General features: G+C 43.9%; 21 protein-coding genes, 2 rRNA genes and 1 riboswitch. Of the genes, 1 reads left to right on the forward strand and 22 read right to left on the reverse strand.

The window, feature by feature from the left end:
• Positions 1–166: 166 nt before the first annotated feature.
• The 7 genes from ACIQXU_RS11510 to ACIQXU_RS11540 form a co-directional block, all read right to left on the reverse strand.
• Positions 167–1,336: a CamS family sex pheromone protein gene (locus ACIQXU_RS11510; RefSeq protein WP_402872244.1), complete on the reverse strand. Its 1,170-nt coding sequence runs from the start codon at positions 1,334–1,336 to the stop codon at positions 167–169.
• 12 nt (positions 1,337–1,348) lie between these two features.
• Positions 1,349–3,355, reverse strand: a complete 2,007-nt coding sequence (gene ligA / locus ACIQXU_RS11515) for an NAD-dependent DNA ligase LigA (protein ID WP_402958614.1) — start codon at positions 3,353–3,355, stop codon at positions 1,349–1,351.
• A 100-nt stretch (positions 3,356–3,455) separates the two neighbouring features.
• Positions 3,456–5,705 (reverse strand): DNA helicase PcrA, encoded by a 2,250-nt coding sequence (gene pcrA, locus ACIQXU_RS11520; RefSeq protein ID WP_402989348.1) that lies wholly within the window; start codon positions 5,703–5,705, stop codon positions 3,456–3,458.
• 66 nt (positions 5,706–5,771) lie between these two features.
• The gene (gene pcrB / locus ACIQXU_RS11525; protein WP_402872255.1) at positions 5,772–6,455 is read right to left on the reverse strand and encodes a heptaprenylglyceryl phosphate synthase; all 684 of its coding nucleotides are present in this window, start codon (positions 6,453–6,455) and stop codon (positions 5,772–5,774) included.
• A gap of 232 nt (positions 6,456–6,687) precedes the next feature.
• Positions 6,688–7,002 (reverse strand): YerC/YecD family TrpR-related protein, encoded by a 315-nt coding sequence (locus ACIQXU_RS11530; RefSeq protein ID WP_402958616.1) that lies wholly within the window; start codon positions 7,000–7,002, stop codon positions 6,688–6,690.
• Between the two features lie 12 nt (positions 7,003–7,014).
• Entirely contained in the window at positions 7,015–8,043 is a 1,029-nt protein-coding gene (locus ACIQXU_RS11535) for a DUF3048 domain-containing protein (RefSeq protein WP_402958620.1), read from the reverse strand.
• Positions 8,044–8,099: 56 nt separating this feature from the next.
• Positions 8,100–9,845, reverse strand: coding sequence for an adenine deaminase C-terminal domain-containing protein (locus tag ACIQXU_RS11540; RefSeq protein ID WP_402989351.1), 1,746 nt, complete (start codon positions 9,843–9,845; stop codon positions 8,100–8,102).
• 142 nt (positions 9,846–9,987) lie between these two features.
• Here ACIQXU_RS11540 and ACIQXU_RS11545 point away from each other — a divergent pair, with 142 nt between their 5' ends.
• Positions 9,988–10,245, forward strand: coding sequence for a YgaP-like transmembrane domain (locus ACIQXU_RS11545; RefSeq protein ID WP_402872266.1), 258 nt, complete (start codon positions 9,988–9,990; stop codon positions 10,243–10,245).
• A gap of 60 nt (positions 10,246–10,305) precedes the next feature.
• Here ACIQXU_RS11545 and purD read toward each other — a convergent pair whose 3' ends face one another.
• The 15 genes from purD to ACIQXU_RS11620 form a co-directional block, all read right to left on the reverse strand.
• Entirely contained in the window at positions 10,306–11,565 is a 1,260-nt protein-coding gene (purD, locus tag ACIQXU_RS11550; RefSeq protein ID WP_402989354.1) for a phosphoribosylamine--glycine ligase, read from the reverse strand.
• A 19-nt stretch (positions 11,566–11,584) separates the two neighbouring features.
• Complete coding sequence (gene purH, locus ACIQXU_RS11555) at positions 11,585–13,120, reverse strand: bifunctional phosphoribosylaminoimidazolecarboxamide formyltransferase/IMP cyclohydrolase (RefSeq protein WP_402989357.1); 1,536 nt, start codon at positions 13,118–13,120, stop codon at positions 11,585–11,587.
• A gap of 18 nt (positions 13,121–13,138) precedes the next feature.
• A complete protein-coding gene (purN, locus tag ACIQXU_RS11560; protein ID WP_402989360.1) occupies positions 13,139–13,717 on the reverse strand; it encodes a phosphoribosylglycinamide formyltransferase in 579 nt (192 codons plus the stop codon).
• Positions 13,714–14,742: a phosphoribosylformylglycinamidine cyclo-ligase gene (gene purM, locus ACIQXU_RS11565; protein WP_402989363.1), complete on the reverse strand. Its 1,029-nt coding sequence runs from the start codon at positions 14,740–14,742 to the stop codon at positions 13,714–13,716. Before purM ends, purN begins: the two co-directional genes overlap by 4 nt.
• Before the next feature lie 44 nt (positions 14,743–14,786).
• A complete protein-coding gene (gene purF / locus ACIQXU_RS11570) occupies positions 14,787–16,202 on the reverse strand; it encodes an amidophosphoribosyltransferase (protein ID WP_402872278.1) in 1,416 nt (471 codons plus the stop codon).
• Positions 16,187–18,409, reverse strand: a complete 2,223-nt coding sequence (purL, locus tag ACIQXU_RS11575) for a phosphoribosylformylglycinamidine synthase subunit PurL (RefSeq protein ID WP_402989366.1) — start codon at positions 18,407–18,409, stop codon at positions 16,187–16,189. Before purL ends, purF begins: the two co-directional genes overlap by 16 nt.
• Entirely contained in the window at positions 18,393–19,079 is a 687-nt protein-coding gene (gene purQ, locus ACIQXU_RS11580) for a phosphoribosylformylglycinamidine synthase subunit PurQ (protein ID WP_402989368.1), read from the reverse strand. Before purQ ends, purL begins: the two co-directional genes overlap by 17 nt.
• On the reverse strand, positions 19,076–19,330 hold the full coding sequence (purS, locus tag ACIQXU_RS11585) for a phosphoribosylformylglycinamidine synthase subunit PurS (RefSeq protein WP_402872285.1): 255 nt from the start codon (positions 19,328–19,330) through the stop codon (positions 19,076–19,078). Before purS ends, purQ begins: the two co-directional genes overlap by 4 nt.
• Positions 19,323–20,042, reverse strand: coding sequence for a phosphoribosylaminoimidazolesuccinocarboxamide synthase (gene purC, locus ACIQXU_RS11590; protein WP_402989371.1), 720 nt, complete (start codon positions 20,040–20,042; stop codon positions 19,323–19,325). The genes purS and purC overlap by 8 nt, the downstream gene beginning before the upstream one ends.
• A 101-nt stretch (positions 20,043–20,143) precedes the next feature.
• On the reverse strand, positions 20,144–21,436 hold the full coding sequence (gene purB, locus ACIQXU_RS11595; RefSeq protein ID WP_402989374.1) for an adenylosuccinate lyase: 1,293 nt from the start codon (positions 21,434–21,436) through the stop codon (positions 20,144–20,146).
• Positions 21,433–22,590, reverse strand: coding sequence for a 5-(carboxyamino)imidazole ribonucleotide synthase (gene purK, locus ACIQXU_RS11600; RefSeq protein WP_402989377.1), 1,158 nt, complete (start codon positions 22,588–22,590; stop codon positions 21,433–21,435). The genes purB and purK overlap by 4 nt, the downstream gene beginning before the upstream one ends.
• On the reverse strand, positions 22,574–23,062 hold the full coding sequence (gene purE / locus ACIQXU_RS11605; protein WP_402989380.1) for a 5-(carboxyamino)imidazole ribonucleotide mutase: 489 nt from the start codon (positions 23,060–23,062) through the stop codon (positions 22,574–22,576). The genes purK and purE overlap by 17 nt, the downstream gene beginning before the upstream one ends.
• A gap of 132 nt (positions 23,063–23,194) precedes the next feature.
• A riboswitch (purine riboswitch) is annotated at positions 23,195–23,296 on the reverse strand.
• Between the two features lie 56 nt (positions 23,297–23,352).
• Positions 23,353–23,571 carry an NETI motif-containing protein gene (locus tag ACIQXU_RS11610; protein ID WP_402989383.1) on the reverse strand — a complete coding sequence of 73 codons (219 nt, stop codon included), beginning with the start codon at positions 23,569–23,571 and terminating at the stop codon, positions 23,353–23,355.
• Positions 23,572–23,832: 261 nt separating this feature from the next.
• Positions 23,833–23,948, reverse strand: a 5S ribosomal RNA gene (gene rrf, locus ACIQXU_RS11615).
• Positions 23,949–24,012: 64 nt separating this feature from the next.
• A 23S ribosomal RNA gene (locus ACIQXU_RS11620) occupies positions 24,013–24,101 on the reverse strand; the annotation flags it as partial.

A 24,101-nucleotide genomic window follows, 5' to 3' on the forward strand; every position in this document is an offset into this window, starting at 1 on the left:
TCGAATTTCAAAATTTTCAAAGGAAAAAGAAGTATTTTCCGGGAAATATGAGAATGCTGTCGGAAATTCCCTGGCGGAATTCCAAGATACCTCGTATCTCTCCAGAACCCCTTACTAATCATGAAAGAAGATGGGGCCATATCAGGCTCCATCTCCTCCTTTTCCTTTATTCGTATATATGCACAGTCGGTTCGTCTTGATTTGCCTGACGGACGATGAGTGCTTCTGGTCCGTTGACCGAAGTAATTGATACTTGCACGGAAATATACTTTGGAAAACGTTCCATCACGAGACCCGCTACATATTGAGTGAAGCCGATAGCTTCGGAATTCCCATAGAATTGAATGGGTATGTCGATGTTCAACTTCTGTAATTGGTTGTCCATATAAAAGGCCCGGCCTATTACGCCATTGAAGTTAGGGAAATACTCTTCGACATCCTCTTTGAAATTGGTGAAGGTGTTGACGTCGTCCCTATATTTTTTTTCTGCTTTTGTCGAAGGGAATAGGTAGTATTTTTCATCTACACTGTTCCATTTCTTGATTTCATTAGAGCTTTTTTCGATATTCGTATAGGATATGAAATTCCCAGGGACGACGGAAGATTTCTCGTTCTGTTCGAAAAGGGCAATCGTAATCGGCACATTCTTTAATTTTTCCGTTTTACGTAATCGTTTCAGGACTTCTTCCGCGATTTGTTCTCCTTCTCTTTTCAGTTCCTTACTATCTATTTTGGTTTCATACGTGGCACCGTATGCTTCTTTTTGATAATAATGAACCGAATTCAAGGCAAGGCCGATGACGACACCGCCAAGGCTGACTTTATTATCTTCCGTTTTCGTCAAGTAATTATGTTCCAGAATATGAGCTAGATAGATTGGGTTTTCTTCATTCCGTTTATCAATGTCGCCCTTACCTGTATCTACAGGGTTCAAGCCTAGATTCTCACTGGCTTTCAAGTCTTTTTCTTTCAACTGGCTTTTTGTGTATTTTCTGTTCAGCCAAGATGAAATCGTCGAACTGTCAAGCATTTGTCCTTCTTGGAACAAATAATCGTCTGGATTAAACTGATTTTGCGCCAATCGCATAAGTCCGTTTTCAAATTCTTCTATATCGTATCGAGTGTTTAAATTCGATACAACCAAACCGCGGGCCTTTGATGGCTCAAATGGAAGAATCGTTTGATAATATTCATCCGAAATTTTGTATTTCGGAATGATTGCTGTCTCCTCTTTGTCCTTGGAATCTTTCACTACCTCTTGCTCATCATCGAAACTTGGTGCACAACCAGCAAGCAGTAGGATAAGAAGCATTCCCAAAATGGAGTGTTTCCTCATAGCCTACACCTCTTATTTAGTAAATTCCTCGATTAGTCTCTCTTCATCCCACACTAGGACACCTAAGCTCTCTGCCTTTTCAAGCTTTGATCCAGCATCTTCGCCTGCCACAACCAAATCAGTCTTCTTGCTGACACTTCCAGCGACATTGGCACCCAGTGCTTCTAATTTCTCTTTTGCTTCATTGCGTGTAAGCTGATGTAGTTTCCCGGTCAAAACAACCGTTTTCCCTGCAAATATAGAATCGATTTCTTCCACTGGAATGGCTCTAACCCCTTTATAGGCCAGATTCACACCCGCTGATTTCAACTCCTCTAGCAACGCATGAACTTCTTCTTGCTCAAAATACGCAACGACTGAATCGGCCATTTTTTCACCAATTTCGTTGATTCCCGTTAACTGTTCGCGGCTTGCCTTGCTCAGGGCATCCATGGTGCCGAACTCCCGTGCTAGCGTCTTCGCGGCTTTCGAACCGACATGTCGGATACCAAGACCGAATAACAACTTTTCAAGTGAATTGCTTTTAGATGCCTCTATCGCTTGAAGCAACTTATTGACGGATTTTTCCCCCATCCGTTCCAATTCAATGACTTGATCATACGTAAGTTTATATATATCGGCTACATCGTGTATCAGTTCTTCCTTGAAAAGCTGGCTGATGACCTTTTCACCCATACTGTCGATATTCATGGCAGTGCGTGATACAAAGTGAATTAACCCTTCACGAATCTGAGCGGGACATTTAGGGTTGATGCAACGCAGGGCCACTTCCCCTTCAAGTCTCACAAGCTCACTTTCACATTCAGGGCATTCAGTCGGCATCTGGAATTCTACTTCTTCACCTGTACGGCGTTCCACTAGTACATTGACGACCTCTGGTATAATATCGCCTGCCTTTTTTACGACCACTTGGTCTCCAATCCGAATATCTTTCTCCCGGATTAAATCTTCATTATGTAGTGAAGCCCGTTGAACGGTAGAGCCCGCGACTCTGACAGGATCCAATACAGCCGTTGGCGTCAAAACACCCGTACGACCAACATTCAGTTCAATGGATCGTAGCGTCGTGACCACTTCTTCTGCCGGGAACTTGTAGGCGATTGCCCATCTTGGGCTTTTGGCCGTGAATCCCAATTCATCCTGTTGTTCAAGTGAATCGACTTTTACGACAATCCCATCGATATCATACGCCAAGTTTGGACGCTGTTCTGTCCAATTTTCGATATAGGCGAGTACCTCATCTATATTCGAACAGGTCTTTCGTTCTTTATTCGTCTTAAAACCTAGTTCGTCCAGTAAATCGAGCGCTTCACCATGGGAACCAACCCCAGTTTCTCCTAAATCGGCAATGGCGTAAAGAAAAATGTCCAGATTCCGCTTTGCCGCAAGCTTCGGATCAAGCTGCCTTAAAGAACCCGCTGCTGCATTACGAGGATTCGCAAACGGTTCTTCCCCACGTTCTTCTTTCGCCGCATTCAACCCTTCAAAGGATCTCTTCGGCATGAATGCCTCTCCACGGACTTCGATTCCGATTGGTTTCCTGATCTTCAATGGAATGGATTTGATTGTTTTCAGGTTCTCGGTGATATCTTCACCAATCGTTCCATCCCCCCGGGTCGCCCCTTTTATGAAGTAACCATTTTCATATTGAAGAGTGACGGCCAATCCATCGATTTTCAACTCACATACATAGGAATAATTCTCCCCAACGGCCTGACGGACCTTTCTATCAAAATCACGTAGATCATCTTCATTGAAGGCATTGCCCAAGCTAAGCATGGGTGTTGTGTGCTCCACTTTTTCAAACATATCCAGGATGGCCCCGCCGACACGCTGCGTTGGAGAATCAGGAGTCTTCAACTCGGGGAATTTTTCCTCAAGCTCGATGAGATCGCGTAAAAGTCGGTCATATTCGGCATCCGGCACAGAAGGTTGATCCAGCACATAGTATTCATAACTGTATTGATTTAATAGTGTTTGTAATTCAAGGACACTTTTCTTTGCAGCTTGTATATCCATACATTCAATCCTTTCTAAAGAAACCCGGTCGCCTTCTAAATGAGAAGGCGACGTACATGCAGGTAACTTTATCCTTTGCCAGTAGGCGTATATTCATAGCTTAAACTTTTTCGATTGGTGCAAACTTCGCCAACAAACGCTTGATTCCGGTCGGACTAGGAAATGCGATATCCAATTCTTTTCCTTCGCCTTCCCCTTTTACACTGACTACCGTTCCGACACCCCATTTTTTATGGGAAGCCTTATCACCGACAGCCCAGCCTATTTCTTCACCGCCTGTTGCAGATGGGGAAGAAACAGCACGTCCGAAGCTAGGTGTTTTTCTAGCATGGGTAGGTGCAGTAGAACCTGTCCTCGCCGAAGAACTGAATGAAGTTTGCTTAGACTTGGGAGCGGGTTTCGGTTTTAAATCTTCCAGAAGTTCTGCCGGGATTTCCGAAATGAAACGGGACACTGGATTCATGTTCGTGCGTCCGTAAAGTGTCCGCATTTGGGCATTGCTTAAAAACAATTCGTTTTCAGCCCTTGTAATGCCCACGTAGGCAAGACGGCGTTCTTCTTCCATCTCTTCCTCATCCATGAGGGAGCGGCTATGTGGGAATACCCCTTCTTCAAGCCCAAGTAAAAAGACGACCGGATATTCGAGGCCCTTCGCAGAATGGAGCGTCATCAGCGTTACCGCATCGTTAGCGTCTTCAGGGTTTTCATCTAGTTTATCGATATCGGCCACCAACGCCAAATCCGTTAAAAAGCCCACTAATGATTTATCTTCACTATTACTTTCAAATGCTTTCGTCACGGATAGAAACTCATCAATATTTTCTAGGCGGCTTTGTGATTCAATCGTTTTTTCAGCCCTTAACATTTCACGGTATCCCGTTTTTTCGATGACTTCTTCTACCAATTCCGTAACGGACAAAAATTCCTGCTGATTCGTATAATTCGTAATCAATGTATGGAATTCACGGGCTGCTTTCGTCGCCTTCCCGCTAATCCCGATCATTTCTATCGACTCGAGCGCTTTATAAATGGAAATATCATATTGATTGGCGTAATCCGCCACCTTATCCATCGATGTTGCGCCAATGCCGCGTTTTGGAACATTGATTACACGGCGCAGGCTAATATCATCGTCAGGATTGGCGATGAGCCGCAGATAAGCAAGCAGGTCCTTGATCTCTTTACGATCATAGAACTTGGTGCCGCCGACAATGGCATAGTTGATGTTTGACTTAAGCAACACTTCCTCCATTACCCGGGACTGTGCGTTTGTCCGATACAGGATAGCTATATCAGAATACTTTCTTTCGCCTTTTAGCGTTAATTCATTTATTTTCCCTGCTACGAATTGTGCTTCACCTTGCTCATTGTCTGCCCTGAAATAAGATAACTTATTACCCGCTACGTTCTCTGTCCATAAATTCTTCGGCTTACGGTTTTGGTTATTATCAATGACCTTATTGGCCGCTTCAAGGATCTTTTTCGTTGAACGGTAATTCTGTTCAAGGAAAATCATCGTCGCATTCGGGTAATCCTTTTCAAAAGAAAGGATATTGGCTATATCCGCACCGCGCCACCGATAGATCGACTGATCCGAATCCCCTACAACGCATAGATTACGAAAACGTGAGGCAAGTAGTTTAACAAGCATATATTGGGCACGGTTGGTATCTTGATACTCATCGACATGGATATATTGAAACTTGCGTTGATAGTATTCCAAAACTTCCGGAACAATCTGGAATAATTGGATCGTCATCATGATCAAATCATCAAAATCAAGTGCTGAGTTTTTCCGTAACCTTTTTTGATATTCCGTATAGACATCCGCCGTGATTTTCGTGAAAAAGTCCGATGCGGTTTTTTGGTATTCTTCCGGACCGACCAATTCATTTTTCGCCGAGCTGATACTTCCAAGGATAGCCCGATAATCATATTTCTTTGGATCCAAATTGCGGTCTTTCAGGATTTGCTTAACGACTGATTGCTGATCTGTCGTGTCTAAAATGGAGAAGTTCCGGTTGAAACCCATCCGGTCGATATCTCTTCGTAAAATCCGGACACACATGGAGTGAAACGTCGAAATCCAAATGTCCTCGGATGCTCCACCTAGAATCGCCCGGATTCTTTCTTTCATTTCTCGGGCCGCTTTGTTGGTAAACGTAATGGCGAGGATATTCCAAGGAGCGATTTCTTTCTCCACCATCAAGTATGCGATCCTATGTGTTAAAACACGGGTCTTTCCACTACCTGCACCAGCCATGATCAATAGTGGGCCATCCGTTGCTTTTACTGCTTTTTGTTGTTGTTCATTCAAACCCGTTAGTAATTTTTCCGCTAAATATTGCATCATTACACCGCCTGTACGAACATTTGTTCTTTTATTATACTACACTTCATTAATTCCATGAACGTTTTATTTAACAGCGGCAACCGTTGCAAGTGCCGCCTTCAAGTCTTCATAAATTACATTTCCAACCACGATTACATCCGCAAACTTGGCCATTTCTTTAGCCTGTTCGACTGATTTAATGCCGCCTCCATAGAATAGCACGCTATTCTCCATGCTCTCTTTAGCGGCCTCCAGCATCCGGACATCTCCATATATACCGCTATACTCCAGATAAAAAATAGGGAGATTGAACATCTTTTCGGCCATCATCGCATAGGCACCCACATCATCCATATCCAATTCAGTGTTGGCATTCGTCAATTGAGCCACCTTGCAATCAGGGTTGAGGATACAATATCCCTCGACAAAAATCTCGTCCCAATTCATTAAATATCCGTATTCCTTGACCGCCTGCTGATGCAATTTCATCATCCAATCAGGATCGGTGCTATTCAACACACTTGGGATAAAATACAAATCGAACCCAGGCGTCACCGTTTCCACTGACGAAATCTCCATCACGCACGGAACGGTATAGCGCCTGACCCTTGCCATTAAATGAAGCACATTCTCAAGCGTGACTCCGTCCGTGCCGCCGACCATAATGGCATCTGTTCCAGATTCACAAACCTTTTCCAATGCTTCATCGCTTATTTCTTTATTTGGATCGAGTTTGAAAACATGTTTCCACTCGCGAAAATCGTACATAATAATCCTCCATTCACACTTCCCATTAAACCATTATAGCATTAAGATTTTTCATAAAAAAAGAGAAGTGCTGATAAAAAATTTTCCAAAAAAAACCTACGAATCGAAAACCCACTCTATCGTGGCAACTCCTCTAAAAAAGCTGCCGACCACCTGGATAAACTCAAAATAAAAAACCAAGAAAACGAGTTCCTCGGTTTTTTTCGATTCATCCATTATAAGAAACGTCCCATTACGTTTCAGTTGGTTCCTCTACATCTTCTTTAATGCGATTGATGGCCATGGAATAAGCGTCGTTCCCGTAGTTCAAGCAACGTTTGACCCTGGATATCGTAGCCGTGCTGGCTCCGGTTTCCGTTTCAATCTTATGATAAGTTTTACCTTCCTCAAGCATGCGGGCCACTTCAAGACGTTGTGCCAAAGATGATATTTCATTGACGGTGCATAAATCATCAAAAAAGCGATAGCACTCGTCTAAATCGCGCAAAGAAAGAATCGACTTAAACAATTGATCTGTCGCTTTCCCTCTTAACTTATCAATTTGCATACATACTCCCCCTTAATTTTCTTGGGCATCAAATGACACGTTCTTATCTATACCTGGTTGGTTCGGAATTACGTTGACCCAGGTCTTGCCTGTCACCAACCCTACTTCTTTCCCATTAATCACGGGTATAATCCGGTCATCTTTATTCACCCATTCTACTTCATTGATTTTCCCCTTTTGAAGTAGGTAACCTTTTCCGCCGCTTTTCAAATCAATCTTTCGGCGTCCTTTATCGTCAACCACCTGATGAGCAGCCTCAATGATGAATATATTATCTAACAGGACAGGTTTCTTAGATTGATACTCAACCGTTTGCTCACCATTCGAATAACGTGTGTATTTTTCTTCTGCTTTTTCATACTCATAATGAACATTGGATGTTGCATCTCCATAGACGACATCGATGTTCAAAGCTGCATCTCCTTGCAGACCTTTTGCCTCTTCCTCCGTCAAGAATGCAAACGGTTCGGGGGCACCAGTCAACTCATAGCCTTTTTCCTTTGCACCTTTTTCAATATTTTCAAAAGAGGTGTAGGAGTTATGTGGGGCTTTTCGGTCTGTAGTCCGCTGAAATAGAGTACCATCATAATATAAGCCATTCAAGTTATCAACATAACCTTTGTCAAGCATCGTCTTTGCCTCCGGGCTATTACCGTGGCATACATAGAGACAGTCCAAGCCTTTGGCAAGTTCGATATAATAATCTCTCGCACTTCTAATCGGACCGATTTGATCTGGGGTCTCACTCTGGAAAACGGCTAACAACCTTGTAATGTCACCCTCCGCCAGCAATTCATAAACGATGTCCGCTTCAGAAAGACCCGATTGGGGACGCGCCTGTGGGTGATTATTGATCATCACCGCTACGGCCCTACGCTTCTTCTCTCCATCTGTGCTTATTCCCGTTAGCGGAAAAACACCTGAAGAACCATCTGTATCTTTCATGACAGATTCGTCTTGCTGGTCTTCCTCTGTCTTATCCTTCGCTGAACAGCCTACTAAAAGTAACATCGCTATCATGATGAAAAGAAACTTTTTCATACACTTTTCACGCTCCTGATTACTCAACCGTGTCGTTTGCTGCGTTCTTTTATATTTTAACGCATTATAGTAGGGAAGAGTATATTTTTATTCATTACATCATATACCCCACGCTGGGTAACCCTGATATACGGTAAATGGGTCGTAGAAAAAAAGGATAGGGTATATACGGGATCAGCGAAGCGATAACCCCGTTCACGCAACAATCTTTTCAATTCATTTTCTTCTATAATTAATTCAGGAACTTCCTTATTGGACATTATCCCTTTTAATGTTAATGGCACCTCATGAATCACTTCTCCTTGCTCTGTCAAAACAATACCGCCGCCGATTTCCTTCAGCCGGTTGAAGGCCAGGTGCATATCCTTCTTACGTTTCCCAATCAAAATGATATCCCCGGTATTCGTATAGGTGGCTGCAAAACCGCATAACTTATCGGCAAACCCCTTCAGTATCGTATTGATCCGCCATTTCCCTTCCTTATCGATGAGCATGAAGAAACACTCATCATCTTGAAAGGTAAGCTCTTCATATCCCACATCGTTTGAAAGGGAATATGGTTTGGTGATCACGTTATTGACCAGCTCTATTCCGAACGGCATCGAGAATTCGAAATCTTCCTTCAAACTAAGGTCCCAGTCCATTTCCAACGGTTTAAAGTCAAAATCGCTCCAGTTGATTTCTTGTGAATCCGGAATGATTTTCCCATCCCGCTTCACCCATTTCCCTTTAGCCATGACAGAAACCGGGGCGGGCTCCTCAATATCAGACAGAAAATTGATATTGGCGACTCTGCCCGTAGCAATATTGCCATGGAGATATTCAATATTATAATAGCGTGCGATATTGATAGTGGCCATATTATAGGCGTCAATGACTGGTACACCCTGTTCGATTGCTATTTTAATCAAGCAATCTATGAATCCCTTTTCATAAAAAGACGGTGGTGAACCATCCGTTGTATAAAAGAACTTATCATATTGATCGATACCCAGTTCATGAATTTCCTGCAATATGTTTGGGAGATCCGGACGGATGGATGAATGCCTTAATGAAACGAAATAGCCTTGAAGTAAGCGCTCCATCACCTCATCACCTGTCATGGCCTCATGGTCACAATCGGCTCCAAATAGTGTCATCTTGGCAAGTGTTTTCTCAGAAGCACCAGGAAAGTGACCCTCTATCTTCTTCCTCATCCGCTTGGCCTCCTGAATCCAATGCAGCATCATGTCATCGCCATCAAGAAGCTTAGGCCACCCCGTCAGTTCACCGCCCTGTAAAACGGCATCATGCTCAAGCCAGGATTTAACCGCTCCATGAGAAAATACGGTATCTTCATCGATCAACTCCGTTTGTCCATCAAAACGGCTCCACCAATACATCGTAACAGGGATGTTACGTAGCTCCTTCAAAAGAGAAAACGCTTTCTTTTTTCCTAATTGCAAAAGGAATGGCAGGTTATCATTGATAAGTGTCGTTGTCCCAAAATGGGATGCATAGCGTGAGAAAGACAGGGGATTATATAATTGAGAAGGGTGTGAATGCGGCTCAATATATCCCGGGACCAGGTACTGATCTGAACAATCAACCATTTCACAGCGGTCTATATTTTCAGGAAGGTTTGTACCGACATAGATAATGCGATCGTCATAAATCCATATATTTGCTTTCACCCATTTTCGTAAAGCCTGGTTTAAATATGTAGCATTTTTCAAAAGAATGTGTGGTGACCTCTTTCCATCCAGCACATCTATATGTTCCCGTAGATGTTTATTTTTCCATCTATAACGTTGTTCCAGCATAAACATCCCTCCATGAATTGTAAGACAAAGGAATTGAAATCCCAATTCAATCCAATTTTATCTTATAGTAACATATTTATTTCATTAACACAGTAAAGTTAACCAGAATACTGTGAAATTTTTGTGAAAGGATGAACTTATCATGAAATTCAAACAAAATATCAGCATAGTCAATGCGCTTATGCGGATTACCTGTGGCTTTACCTTTCTTACCTGGGCCACAGCGAAAATGGTTAAAAAACCATGGAAAAATCAATCTTACTTAATGGTGGTCATCCTTGCTGCCATGAAAATAGGCGAAGGCATATTGCGCTATTGCCCCGTTGTCGATGTAATGGAAAATGGCCAAGCCATGATGAAGGATAAGCAGAACAGGGATGACCAATCTGATTCGTATTGATTTCATTTTAAAAGAAGCTGACTCGATATTTGAGCCAGCTTCTTTTTATGGTCAAGGAACCTATTCTATGGCTCGATATCCAATATCCGTACGCCAAAACAGGCCTTCTTTTTCAATATGTTCTACTTCTTTATAGACTTGTCTTTGGGCAGACGCAAGGTCGTTTCCTTTAGCCGCAACAAGCAATACCCTGCCTCCATTGGAAACAAGATCTCCCTGGTCGTTTTTGGCCGTCCCGGCATGGTAAATATGGGTGTCCGGCTGAATCCTATCCAACCCTTTGATGACCGACCCCTTCGTGTATGCTCCAGGATAGCCTTCTGCAGCCACGACTACACCAAGAACCGCTTCATCATGCCATTCAAGATCTAAATCTTCCCCTGCAAGGACCGCTTCAAGAGTATCGACGAAATCCGTCTTTAAGCGGGGCAATACTACTTGAGTTTCCGGATCCCCAAAACGGGCATTGAATTCAATCACTTTTGTACCCTTTTCCGTTGCAATTAACCCGGCATATAATATGCCTGAAAATCGGCGTTTTTCTGAAATCATCGCATGAACCGTCGGTTGCAGAATGGCATCTACCGCTGCTTGCACCATACTATCGGATATTTGAGGGACGGGGGAGTACGCACCCATTCCACCAGTATTCGGTCCTTTATCACCATTGTAGGCACGTTTATGATCCTGTGCGATAACCATTGGATATACTTTATCCCCGTTCACGAAGGCCATCAATGAAAACTCCTCGCCATCCAGGTATTCCTCGATGACAACCTTTGCTGAAGCTTCCCCGAACTTTGCACCGACTAGCATATCATGAATGGCTTCCATTGCCTCCTGCATCGTCATGGCGACTACTACGCCTTTGCCCGCAGCCAGACCATCAGCCTTGATGACGATGGGAGCGCCCACTTTTTCGATATATGCCTTTGCCTGCTCATAATCAGAAAACGTCTCATATTCTGCTGTTGGAATATGATAATCCCTCATTAAATTCTTAGCAAATGATTTACTTCCTTCAATGACCGCAGCCCGACTATTTGGTCCGAACACCTGCAAGTTTTCTTTCTCAAAGTCATCAGCCAACCCATTAAGTAAAGGCGTTTCCGGTCCAATCACCGTCAAGGCAATCGCATTTTCTTTTGCGAAAGCGACCAATTCTTGATGCTTGGTTTCCTCGATTGATACAAGTTCGGCAACATCTGCCATGCCGGGATTCCCTGGCGCCACGAAGACTTTCTTAACCCGTTCGCTTTCAAACAGTTTACGGGCGATAGCGTGCTCCCTGCCTCCACGGCCAATCACTAGTACATTCATTACCGCACCTCATCTTCGATTAATGTTTAAAGTGGCGAACTCCTGTGAATACCATTGCTATTCCATATTCATCGGCTTTATCAATTGAATCTTGGTCTTTCTTCGATCCACCTGGCTGGATGATTGCCGTTACGCCTGCTTTTGCCGCTGCCTCCACTGTATCATCCATAGGGAAGAAAGCATCCGATGCCAAAGCACTTCCCGCTACTCTTTCACCAGCTTGTTCTAGAGCTATTTTTGCCGCGCCGACACGGTTCATTTGTCCTGCACCCACGCCCAATGTCATCTGATCATCACAAATAACGATGGCATTCGATTTGACATGTTTCACGATTTTCCAACCAAGTTCAAGAGCTTTCCACTCTTCTGCCGTCGGTTCGCGTTTTGTTGCCACTTTTACTTCTGCATCCTTCAAACCGAAAGCATCACGTTCTTGCACGAGTAAACCACCTTCAATTGAAGTCAATTTACGTTCCGGTTTTTTAGCAGCCTGGAAATCAACCGTTAATAGACGAAGGTTCTTCTTACTTGTCAATACAGCCAATGCTTCCTTAGAGAATCCAGGAGCGATGATGATTTCAAGGAAAATTTCGTGAAGTTTCTCCGCAGTCTCTTTATCCACTTCACGGTTCAAGGCGATGATGCCACCAAAAATCGAAGTGGAATCTGCTTCATATGCCTTATCGAATGCTTCCAGGATCGTATCACCAACACCGACTCCACAAGGATTCATATGCTTGACGGCCACGGCTGCCGGTTCTTTGAATTCCTTAACGATTTGAAGGGCTGCGTCTGCATCATTGATGTTATTGTATGAAAGCTCTTTTCCGTGCAGTTGTTTTGCTTCCGCAATCGAGAAGGTAGATCCAAGCGGTTTTTTATAGAACGCTGCTTTTTGATGAGGATTTTCCCCATAACGAAGCGACTGTTTCAATTCATAAGTAACAGTTAGTGATTCTGGATTCTCTTCTTCGGCAAGCTCTGTCATGTATTCCGAAATCACGGCATCGTATGCCGCTGTATGACGGAAGACTTTAGCTGCCAGACGACGATTCGTCGTTTTTGAGACATCTCCGTTTTCTTTCAGCTCAGCCAATACTGTTGCATAATCCTCGCTATCGACGATAACCGTCACATACTCGTGGTTTTTCGCAGATGAACGTAGCATGGTCGGTCCTCCGATATCGATGTTCTCAATCGCATCTTCCACCGTCACATCCGGTTTCGATATCGTCGATTGGAAAGGATAAAGGTTCACACAGACCAACTGAATCGGTTCAATATGATGCTCTGCTAGTTGAGCTTTATGCCCTTCATCCCCATGCTTGGCTAAGACTGCTGCATGGACATTCGGGTGTAGCGTTTTAACGCGGCCGTCCAAAATTTCCGGGAAACCAGTGATTTCACTGATACCGATAACATCCACGCCATTATCCAGTAATGTTTTACTCGTACCGCCCGTTGAAATGATTTCAAACCCGGCCTCTTTCAGCCCTTTTGCAAATTCTACGATACCTGTTTTATCCGATACACTAATTAACGCACGTTTCTTCATGGTATATTGTTCCCTCCATTATGTATGTTGTTTCTCTTGGCATAGCTGGTGCAAAATCTTTGGATACAGTTCATGTTCCAATTCCTGAATTCTTTTTTGGAGGATGTCTTTTGTGTCTCCGTTAAGAATGGGTACTGCCTCTTGAGCAATGATCGGTCCTGTATCCATTCCCTCATCGACATAATGAATCGTGACCCCGGTTTCCTTAACTTCAGCCTTAAAAGCCTGGCCAATAGCATCCTTACCTGGAAAGCAAGGCAAAAGAGAAGGATGAATATTCACAATCCTGTGTGAATACTCCCCTAATAACGTCGATCCTATTAACCGCATATAACCAGCAAGAATAATGAATTCGACGCCATGGATATGAAGTTCATCCAGTATCTCCCGTTCATATCCCGCCTTATTTTCGTACTGTTTTGCCGAGAATGAGAATACCGGAATGTTCTCCATTCTAGCTCTCTCCATTACGTAAGCATCCTCGCGGTCACAAACAACAAGGCATATATCTGCTTCTAGATTTCCCTCTTTTATTGCATCAGCGATGGCTTGAAAGTTGCTTCCATTACCCGATGCAAAGACAGCAAGGCGCCTCATCGTTTAAAAGACACTCCTTCTCCCTCAACAATCGTTCCTATGACAGAAGCCTGTTCACCACAAGACTGTAGATGCGCAATGATCGCAGGAGCATCCGATTTTTTCACGACGGCCGTCATTCCGATGCCCATATTGAATATATTGAACATTTCCTCCTGAACAAGATTTCCTTTTTTCTCGAGGTACGAGAATACTGGGGGGATCGTCCAGCTGCCCAACTCAATTTCAACGCCGCAGTTTTCGGGAAGGATACGCGGAATATTTTCGATGAACCCGCCACCTGTAATATGTGCCAGTCCCTTCACTTCAAACTTTTCAAGTGTCGACAATATCGACTGGACATAGATCCTTGTCGGTTTCAACAATTCTTCACCCAATTTGCAACCGAACTCCGGCACGAGTTCCTGTAAATCCATTCCTGCATCTTCAAGAAGGATTTTACGGACAAGTGAATAGCCATTGCTATGGATCCCGCTTGAAGCAAGACCAATGACAACATCACCATTGCATATGCCCTCACCCGTAATTAAGCGTGATTTTTCAACCGCGCCAACCGTGAACCCAGCTACGTCATATTCTTCGGTTTCGTACATCCCTGGCATTTCAGCTGTTTCCCCACCGATTAAAGCACAGCCCGCTTGCTCACATCCGTCCGCAATCCCTTTAACGATCATTTCAATTCTCTCGGGATCAGCTTTGCCGCAAGCTATGTAATCTAAAAAGTACAACGGCGCAGCCCCCTGTACGACCACATCATTGACGCACATCGCTACACAATCTATTCCAATTGTATCATGTTTATCCATCATGAACGCGAGTAAAAGCTTCGTCCCGACTCCATCCGTTCCTGAGATAAGGACAGGCTCTTTAAGGTGTAACGAAGACAAATCGAACATGCCTCCGAAACCACCCAATCCGTTCATTACTTCAGGACGAAATGTCCGCTTTACATGTTTCTTCATCCGATTTACCGCTTCGTAGCCCGCTTCAATATCGACGCCAGCCTGCTTATATGCATTAGCCATTTGAAATCCCCCTCCGAAAACCACTCGTTCTTATCGATGCCTTTTTAGCATTTAATTTTTTCCCGTTCATAATCGAAAATTTCCGTTGGATAATTTCCCGTGAAGCATGCTAGACATGAACCTCGTGTTTCTCCAGCAAACGGACGTCCAATCGCTTCGACCATGCCTTCCACACTTAAGAAGGTTAATGAATCGGCTTCAATGATTTCCCGTATTTCCTCTACTGATTTAGAGCTGGCAATCAGTTCATCTTTTTTCGATGTATCAATGCCGTAAAAGCATGGATTTTTAATTGGAGGCGAACTGATCACAACATGGACCTCTTTCGCCCCTGCATCTTTCAGCATGCGGACAATCCTTCTGCTGGTCGTACCACGTACGATCGAATCGTCCACCATGATCACGCGTTTCCCTTCAACGACGCCTCGTACCGGTGATAGCTTCATCTTCACACCCTGTTCGCGAAGGCTCTGTGACGGTTGAATAAATGTCCGTCCGACATAACGGTTCTTAATTAAGCCCATTTCATAAGGGATGCCCGCAGCTTCGGCATAACCAATGGCCGCCGAAATGCTTGAATCCGGAACACCCGTGACAACATCCGCTTCGATTTTCGCTTCCTGAGCCATTTGCTTACCAAGGTTTTTCCTGGCTGTATGTACATTGATCCCATCAATATTGCTATCCGGGCGGGAAAAATACACATATTCCATCGTACACATGGCTTGTTGACTGGAAAGGGAAAAGTATTCTGAATAGATTCCTTCATCATTGATGACGACAAGCTCGCCTGGTTCGATATCACGGATGAATTCCGCCCCAACGATATCAAGAGCACATGTTTCAGAAGCGGCGTAATACGCATCTCCTATCTTTCCGAGGGAAAGTGGACGGAAACCATGTGGATCACGCGCTAAAATCATTTGGTTTTCTGTCATGATAACAAATGCGTATGCACCCTTCAGCATACTTAAGCTATTTTTCACAGAATCCCTTATATCAGAATAACCGGAGCGTTTAATCAAATGTGCAAGGACTTCCGTATCCGACGTCGTTTGAAAAATGCTCCCTTGTCCCTCTAACTGTGCTTTTAACTGGCTGGCATTGACGATATTCCCATTATGGGCAAGTGCCAGCCCCCCTGTATGTGAATTGAACAAGAAAGGCTGGACGTTTTGATATCCACCGCCTCCTGCTGTCGTATAACGGACATGACCTATCGCTGACTTCCCTGTACCGGAAAGTGCCTGCATTTTTTCTGCCGTGAAGATTTCCGTTACAAGACCTTCCCCTTTCGTGATGGACATTTGATTACCGTCCGTCACGACAATGCCTGCTCCCTCTTGGCCCCGATGCTGTAAGCTATGCAGTCCGTAATAGGCAAGCTGTGCTGCATCTTGATGTCCCCAGACTCCTACTACGCCACATTCCTCATTAAGACTTCTTATTTCAGCAAGCATGGAATGGCCCCTTTCCAAGCTGATTGTAATTCTTCAACATTCACTTCAAATACCAGATTATCGCCATCATCCGTCACGATTATTTTTGGATTATTCGTTACTTCCCCTATAAGGATCGCATCTTCAACAATGGATTCAAATGCCACTTGGTTTTCTGGACTAACGGATAGTAAGAATCGGGATTGCGTTTCACTGAACAACCCGGATACCAATTCGCCGGAAACCTGAACGTTGGCGCCGAGTGTAGTCGGACCGAATAGAGATTCACTTAAGGCAACAGCCAAACCACCCTCTGAAAGATCATGTGCGGAGGCGATATGCCCTGCTCGAATGGCTTCAAGAATTTGTGCTTGCCGTTTTTGTTCAACATGTAAGTCCAATTCCGGTGCAGGTCCAAAGATTTTTCCTTCTACCATTTTTTGAAGTTCACTGCCACCAAATTCAGCTTTCGCTTCCCCGACCACATATATCAAGTCGGATTCATGTTTGAACGTTTGGGTCGTGATATGTTGAAGGTCATGTACAAGACCAACCATCCCAACTACTGGAGTTGGATAAATGGCCTCGCCATTCGTTTCATTATAAAGCGATACATTTCCACCAATGACAGGCGTACTTAAGCTACGACATGCTTCGCTCATGCCGTCAGCGGCTTTTTCCAGTTGCCAAAATATCTCTGGTTTTTCTGGGTTTCCAAAATTCAAGCAATCTGTAATCGCCAAAGGTTCTCCACCCGAACAGACAATGTTACGGGCCGCCTCAGCTACAGCAATCTTACCGCCTGTCTCGGGGTCGAGGTAAATATAGCGGGAGTTACAATCCGTTGTCATTGCAAGAGCTTTATTCGTTCCTCGCACACGTACCACTGCAGCGTCGGAACCAGGTGATACCACTGTATTCGTACGGACCATATAATCATATTGGTCGTAAACCCATTCCTTGCTTGAAATGGTAGGCTGTTGTAATAATGCTATAAGAGTACCCTTATAATCCTTGATAACCGGCACTTTTGCCGTCATGCTTTGGAAGTCGCGGAAATACTGTGGTTCAGCAGATGGCTTGTGATAGATTGGTGCTTCTTCAGCCAATGCATCAACCGGAACTTCCGCAACGATTTCACCTTGATGGGAAAGTGTTAAGTTTTTATCATCCGTTACTTCACCAACAGCAACTGCTTCCAGGTCATACTTCGTAAACAAATCAACGATTTCCTGTTCCCGTCCTTTAGTAACGACGATTAACATCCGTTCTTGTGACTCAGACAGCATCATTTCATACGCAGTCATGCCTGTTTCACGTTGAGGCACTAAATCAAGGTTCATTTTAATCCCTGATCCAGCTTTACTCGCCATCTCAGCCGAAGAGCTAGTAAGCCCCGCTGCGCCCATATCCTGAATGCCGACAAGCGCATCATTATGGATGAGTTCAAGGCAAGCTTCTAACAGTAATTTTTCCATGAATGGATCGCCAACTTGCACGGCTGGTCTTTTCTCTTCTGAAGACTCTGAAAGTTCTTCCGATGCAAATGTAGCTCCATGAATGCCATCACGGCCAGTTTTGGCACCCACGTACATAACCGTATTCCCGACACCATGAGCTTGGCCTTTCTTGATGTCCTTATGGTCAATTAACCCGACGCACATGGCATTGACTAACGGATTTCCCGCGTAGGAAGGATCGAATTGAATTTCACCGCCGACAGTGGGAATCCCAATGCAGTTCCCATATCCAGCAATCCCTGCAACCACTTCTTTAAATAAATACTTCACGCGTTCGTTATCCAATTCACCGAAGCGCAGTGAATTCAACATGGCGATAGGCCGGGCTCCCATGGAGAAGACATCACGGATAATGCCCCCGACGCCTGTCGCTGCTCCTTGATATGGCTCAATGGCCGATGGATGGTTATGGCTTTCAATCTTGAAAACGACGGCCTGATTATCACCGATATCGACGATTCCTGCGCCTTCACCAGGACCTTGTAATACCTTTTCCCCCGTAATCGGGAATTTTCTTAAGATGGGTTTTGAATTTTTGTAGGAACAATGCTCTGACCACATGACGGAAAACAAACCTGTTTCCGTATAATTCGGCAGTCTGCCTAAGATTTTCTCCACCATGGCGAATTCTTCATCGGATAGCCCCATACTTGCATATAAACGCTCCGATTTAATTTTATCCGGACTTGGTTCAAGCTGTAACAACATGTGATTCCCTCCAGTTTTTCACGATGGATTGAAAGATCTTTAAGCCGTCTTTACTGCCAAGCAGTGAGTCAACAGCACGTTCGGGATGAGGCATCATTCCGAGGACATTACCTTGTGCATTGGTGATTCCCGCGATTTGTTCTAGGCTACCGTTAGGATTTTCACCCTTATAAGTGAACAGAATGCGGTTATTTTGTTTTAATTCCTCCAGTGTTTCTTTATCACAGTAATAGTTCCCTTCACCGTGGGCCACTGGAATGGTGATTGATTCGTATAATGAATAACCCGTGGTAAACATTGATTCATTATTTTCAACTTTCAGCTCTACGTTACGACAGATGAATTTCAGACCATCATTACGTCGCATCGCTCCCGGTAACAGCCCTGCTTCAAGCAAAATTTGAAAACCATTGCAGACGCCAAGAACCGGTTTTCCTGCTTGAGCCGCTTTTACGACTTCTGCCATCACATTGGAAAAACGGGCAATCGCTCCTGAACGTAGGTAGTCGCCATAAGAGAATCCGCCTGGAAGCAGGATCCCGTCAAATTTGTCTAGATTATCCGTGGAATGCCATACATACTCCACTTCCTCCCCAAGCGCATCCTGTATCGCATGGTACATGTCGACATCACAATTGGAGCCAGGGAAAACGATCACAGCAAATTTCATTGGGTGACAACCTCCTCCACGTCATAACGGTACGCTTCAATGACTGTATTGGCTAATAGCTTTTCACACATTTCCTTCACCAGTTGATCTAAATCACGGTCGGTGTCTTCAATCGTCAGTTCAATGTATTTCCCGACACGAACATCGCTTACTTCGTTATATGTCAAACTATGAAGGGATTGTTGAACCGCTGTCCCCTGTGGATCCAGTACACTTTCTCGTAGTGTGATATATACCTTAACCTTATACATGTTGAGTACCCTCCAACTTTTCTAGAATTTTTCCATATGCATCTGTTAAACTACCTAAATCACGGCGGAATACGTCTTTGTCCAGTTTTTCATTTGTATCTGCATCCCAAAGGCGACAAGTATCCGGTGAAATTTCATCAGCCAATAGGATTTCCCCATCGGATGTCTTGCCGAACTCCAGTTTAAAATCAATCAGGTTAATGCCCATCTCTTGAAAGATGGTTGATAGGACCTTACTGATTTCCCGTGCCTTTTCCTTTAAGATAGCTACATCTTCCTTGCTGGCAAGTTCCAATTCTTCAATATGGTCTTCCGTCAACAGGGGATCGCCGAGTGCGTCGTCTTTATAATAAAATTCAACGAGCGTTTTCTTAAGTGGATGGCCTTCTTCCATGCCAGTGCGTTTAGAGAAACTACCGGCAGCCGTGTTTCTAACGACCACTTCAAGAGGAATGATGGAAACCTTTTTAACCAGTTGCTCCCGCTCGGAAAGCTTTTCTATAAAATGAGAAGGAATGTTTTGTTCTGCAAGCTTTGAAAATAGTAAACTAGTAATTTGATTATTCAACTGGCCTTTACCAGCGATTTCTGACTTCTTCTCGCCATTGAATGCCGTTGCTGAATCTTTGTATTCCACCCATACTATTTCACTGTTGTCCGTTGCATAAATCTGTTTCGCTTTCCCTTCATACAGCAATTCTCGCTTTTCCATCTGTTAAGACCTCCGAATTGTGAATATTATGAATTTTTATTTTATCATTAGGTAAGGAGCAAACGCTTCACCCGACTGGGATTCACGTTTGCAGCCTTATTTTATAAGCCTAGGCGATCAAAGATCACATCTACGTTTTTCAAATGATGGGTAGGGTCGAAACAGTCATCAAGTTCTTCTTTAGTAAGCAGGCTTGTGATTTTATCATCCTTGTTGATCAGGCTCCTGAATGGGACTTGCTGCTCCCAGGCGTCCATCGCATGGGGCTGAACCGTATCATACGCCTCTTCACGGACAAGACCCTTGTCAATAAGGGCAAGCAACACGCGTTGAGAGAAGATTAATCCAAGTGTACGATCCATGTTACGCTTCATGTTCTCAGGATAAACAGTAAGATTTTTCACGATATTACTGAAGCGGTTCAACATATAATTCAAAGCAATCGTTGCATCCGGCAAGATGATTCGTTCAGCAGAAGAGTGGGAGATATCACGTTCGTGCCATAAAGCTACATTCTCATACGCTGTCATCATGTATCCACGGATGACCCGGGCCATTCCTGTCATGTTCTCAGAACCGATAGGATTCCGTTTATGAGGCATTGCTGATGATCCTTTTTGTCCTTTTGCAAAGAATTCTTCCACTTCGCGCGTTTCGCTTTTTTGTAACCCTCTGATTTCCACTGCGAATTTTTCGATGGAAGTTGCAATTAACGCCAATGTACTCATATAGTGTGCATGGCGATCACGTTGCAAGGTTTGCGTTGAAATGGGATCAGCTTCAAGGCCCAGCTTTTCACAGACGTATTGTTCAACGAACGGGTCGATGTTTGCATATGTACCAACAGCACCGGAGATTTTACCTACCTCGATGTTTTTTCGAGCAGCATCAAAACGTTCCACATTCCGTTTCATTTCTTGGTACCAAAGGGCAAGCTTCAAGCCGAAAGTGGTCGGTTCCGCATGCACACCATGTGTACGTCCCATTTGGACGGTATATTTATGTTCTTTCGCTTTGTTTTTCAAGATCTCGACAAAATTATTTAAATCCTTTGAAAGAATATCATTCGCTTGTTTAATCACATAAGAAAGTGCCGTATCAACTACATCCGTTGAAGTCAGGCCATAATGCACCCATTTACGTTCTTCACCTAATGTTTCGGAAACCGCACGTGTGAAGGCCACAACATCATGGCGAGTGTCTTTTTCAATTTCATTGATGCGCTCTACATCGAATGACGCATTTTCACGAAGGAGCTTCACGTCTTCTTTCGGTATGACACCAAGTTCCGACCACGCTTCACATGCCAAGATTTCTACTTCCAACCATGCATTAAAGCGGTTTTTCTCTGTCCAAATGTTACCCATTTCAGGGCGGGTATAACGTTCTATCATTTTGCTTCCTCCGTTTCAACCTGTTGATTCCAAATTTTGCTTCGATTACTTTCTAAAAGGGCTTCCTCGAGTGTTGGACGTAAAATGTTAACATGCCCCATTTTCCGTTTTATCTTGGCCTCTCTTTTACCGTAAAGATGAACCTTCCAATCTGTAAGCTCCGGAATTTCATGAAGTAATGGCTCCAAGTGTTCACCTAGGACGTTGACCATGACCACCGGTTGCAACAAGGAGGTATTTCCGAGGGGCCAATTACAGACAGCACGGATATGCTGTTCAAATTGGGATGTTGCACATGCTTCCAATGTATAATGACCCGAATTGTGTGGTCTTGGTGCAAGCTCATTGATGATGATTTCATCCTTTGCCGTTAAAAACATCTCCACGGCCAATGTACCGACCAGTTCTAGTTTCTCGGCAAGCTGTCGAGCCTCCACAATGGCCTTTTCTTCAGCACTCTGACTGATGCGAGCGGGAACGATGCTTTTATGCAGTATATTTTCAATATGAATATTTTCTGCTACCGGAAAATGACTTGTTTCTCCATTCGCTTTACGCGTCACGACAACCGAGATTTCCTTAACGAAAGGTATCCAAGCTTCTAATACACATACACCTGTTTGGAGCAGGGATTCAGCCTTTTTAATATCAGCTTCCTCATTTATGACTAACTGCCCTTTTCCATCATAACCGCCACGGGTCGTTTTTAACACACTTGGGTACCCTAATTCTTCTATATGTAGGTAAATTTCCGAAACATCCTGAATTTCCTGGTACGGGGCAACCGTTGCTCCGGCACCTGCTATGGCTTTCTTTTCAGTAAGCCGATCCTGTGTTTGTTTTAATAATTCCGACCCTTGAGGAAGATAGGAATGCTGTTTCAACCAATCAAGAGCCTTGGAACTGATATTTTCGAACTCATAGGTAATGACGTCACTGACATTTGCCAGCCTTTTCAATGCATCTATGTCATCATAAGCCCCAAGGATCTCTATATCTGCCACTTGAGCACAAGGACCATTAGTCGTTGGTTCAAGAACAGCTATCTTAAAGCCTGCTGCCTTAGCCGCTAAGGCCATCATCCTGCCTAACTGTCCACCGCCAATAATTCCAATCGTCTGACCCGGTAAAATGACCTTATTTAAGTTGTTCACTGCTCAATAACACCTTTTCCCTAGTTTCGTCTCGGAGAACCTCTAATCTATCGGCGATTTCTGAATCGAAAGCAGCCAATATCTGCGCCGCAAGCAAACCTGCGTTAATCGCCCCTGCCTTTCCGATGGCTACCGTGGCAACCGGTACCCCGCCTGGCATTTGAACGATCGATAATAATGAATCCATACCGTTTAAAGCCTTGGATTGGATTGGCACCCCAATCACAGGTACTATTGTTTTAGCTGCCGTCATACCGGGTAGGTGAGCAGCTCCACCTGCACCTGCTATTATCACCTTAATCCCGCGCTCTCTTGCACTCTCTGCATATTCAAACAATAAGTCTGGTGTGCGGTGGGCCGAAACGACTCTTTTTTCATAGGGGATTTCAAGCTGTTCCAATGATTCACAAGCATACTTCATCGTTTCCCAATCCGAGACGCTACCCATAATGACCCCGACCTGCGACTTCATAATACTGTCCCTCCCACTTTCCATTCTTTCATCTATAATTTTCAAAAAAAAAACGGGCAGACTTCTTCCTCATAGAGAAAGCAATCTGCCCGGAAAAAAGTCTTCACAAAAAAGACTTCGATAGTTTCCGAATAAGTCAGCTACTTTTCTCATAGTCCGATGATTTACGGTCATCAGGTAGAAACTTTTGGGCCATATCCCCAGGATTATATGAGAGGTATTAATATACATTCATCTTACCGTCACGCATTTTCATTGTCAAGACAAAATCGAATATTTTTATAGAATACTTAATGATCGTTCGTGTTTTGCTCCAATAACTTTGCTTCAAATACAATTTTCCTGTTAATTGGTTCATAATGAGCCATTCCATTCGTGATTCTTTCCTCAAAAATGGGTTCTTCCATTCTCCTCACAGGAAAATACCCTGCAGCCTTTATTCGATCTAGGCATTCATCAATGCTTTCTCCTTCTCTAACTTCAAACTTTTCTTTACCCTTTTTACTCACAGAATCGTTCCTTTCCTGCATTCACTATTTTCATGAATATTTTTGTTCCACCCTTATTAAACAGCTTGCCTATTTTTCTAATTATAAATTCTTTCAGATAGGTTGAACAGCTTATCCAGGGATTTTAATCAAAGATCGACGGAAAGTTGTTTTCAATATCTAACTTGTCCTGTCCTAGCAACAGTGAATGATTTCATTTTATTTTAATGGTACCAGTCTGAAAACAAAAAAAGACCAGCCTAATGGCTGACCTTCGAAATGGCTTGGCGGCGTCCTACTCTCACAGGGGGAAACCCCCAACTACCATCGGCGCTGAAGAGCTTAACTGCCGTGTTCGGAATGGGAACGGGTGTGACCTCTTCGCTATCGCCACCAAACATATCAGGAACGTTGTTCCTTCAAAACTAGATAATATCAGAAGGTGTTCATCTTTTTAAAGCGTTGGTTAAGTCCTCGATCTATTAGTATCAGTCAGCTCCACATGTCGCCACGCTTCCACCTCTGACCTATCAACCTGATCATCTTTCAGG

It is taken from the genome of Peribacillus sp. NPDC097284 (genome assembly GCF_044761765.1).
GTDB lineage: Bacteria > Bacillota > Bacilli > Bacillales > DSM-1321 > Peribacillus.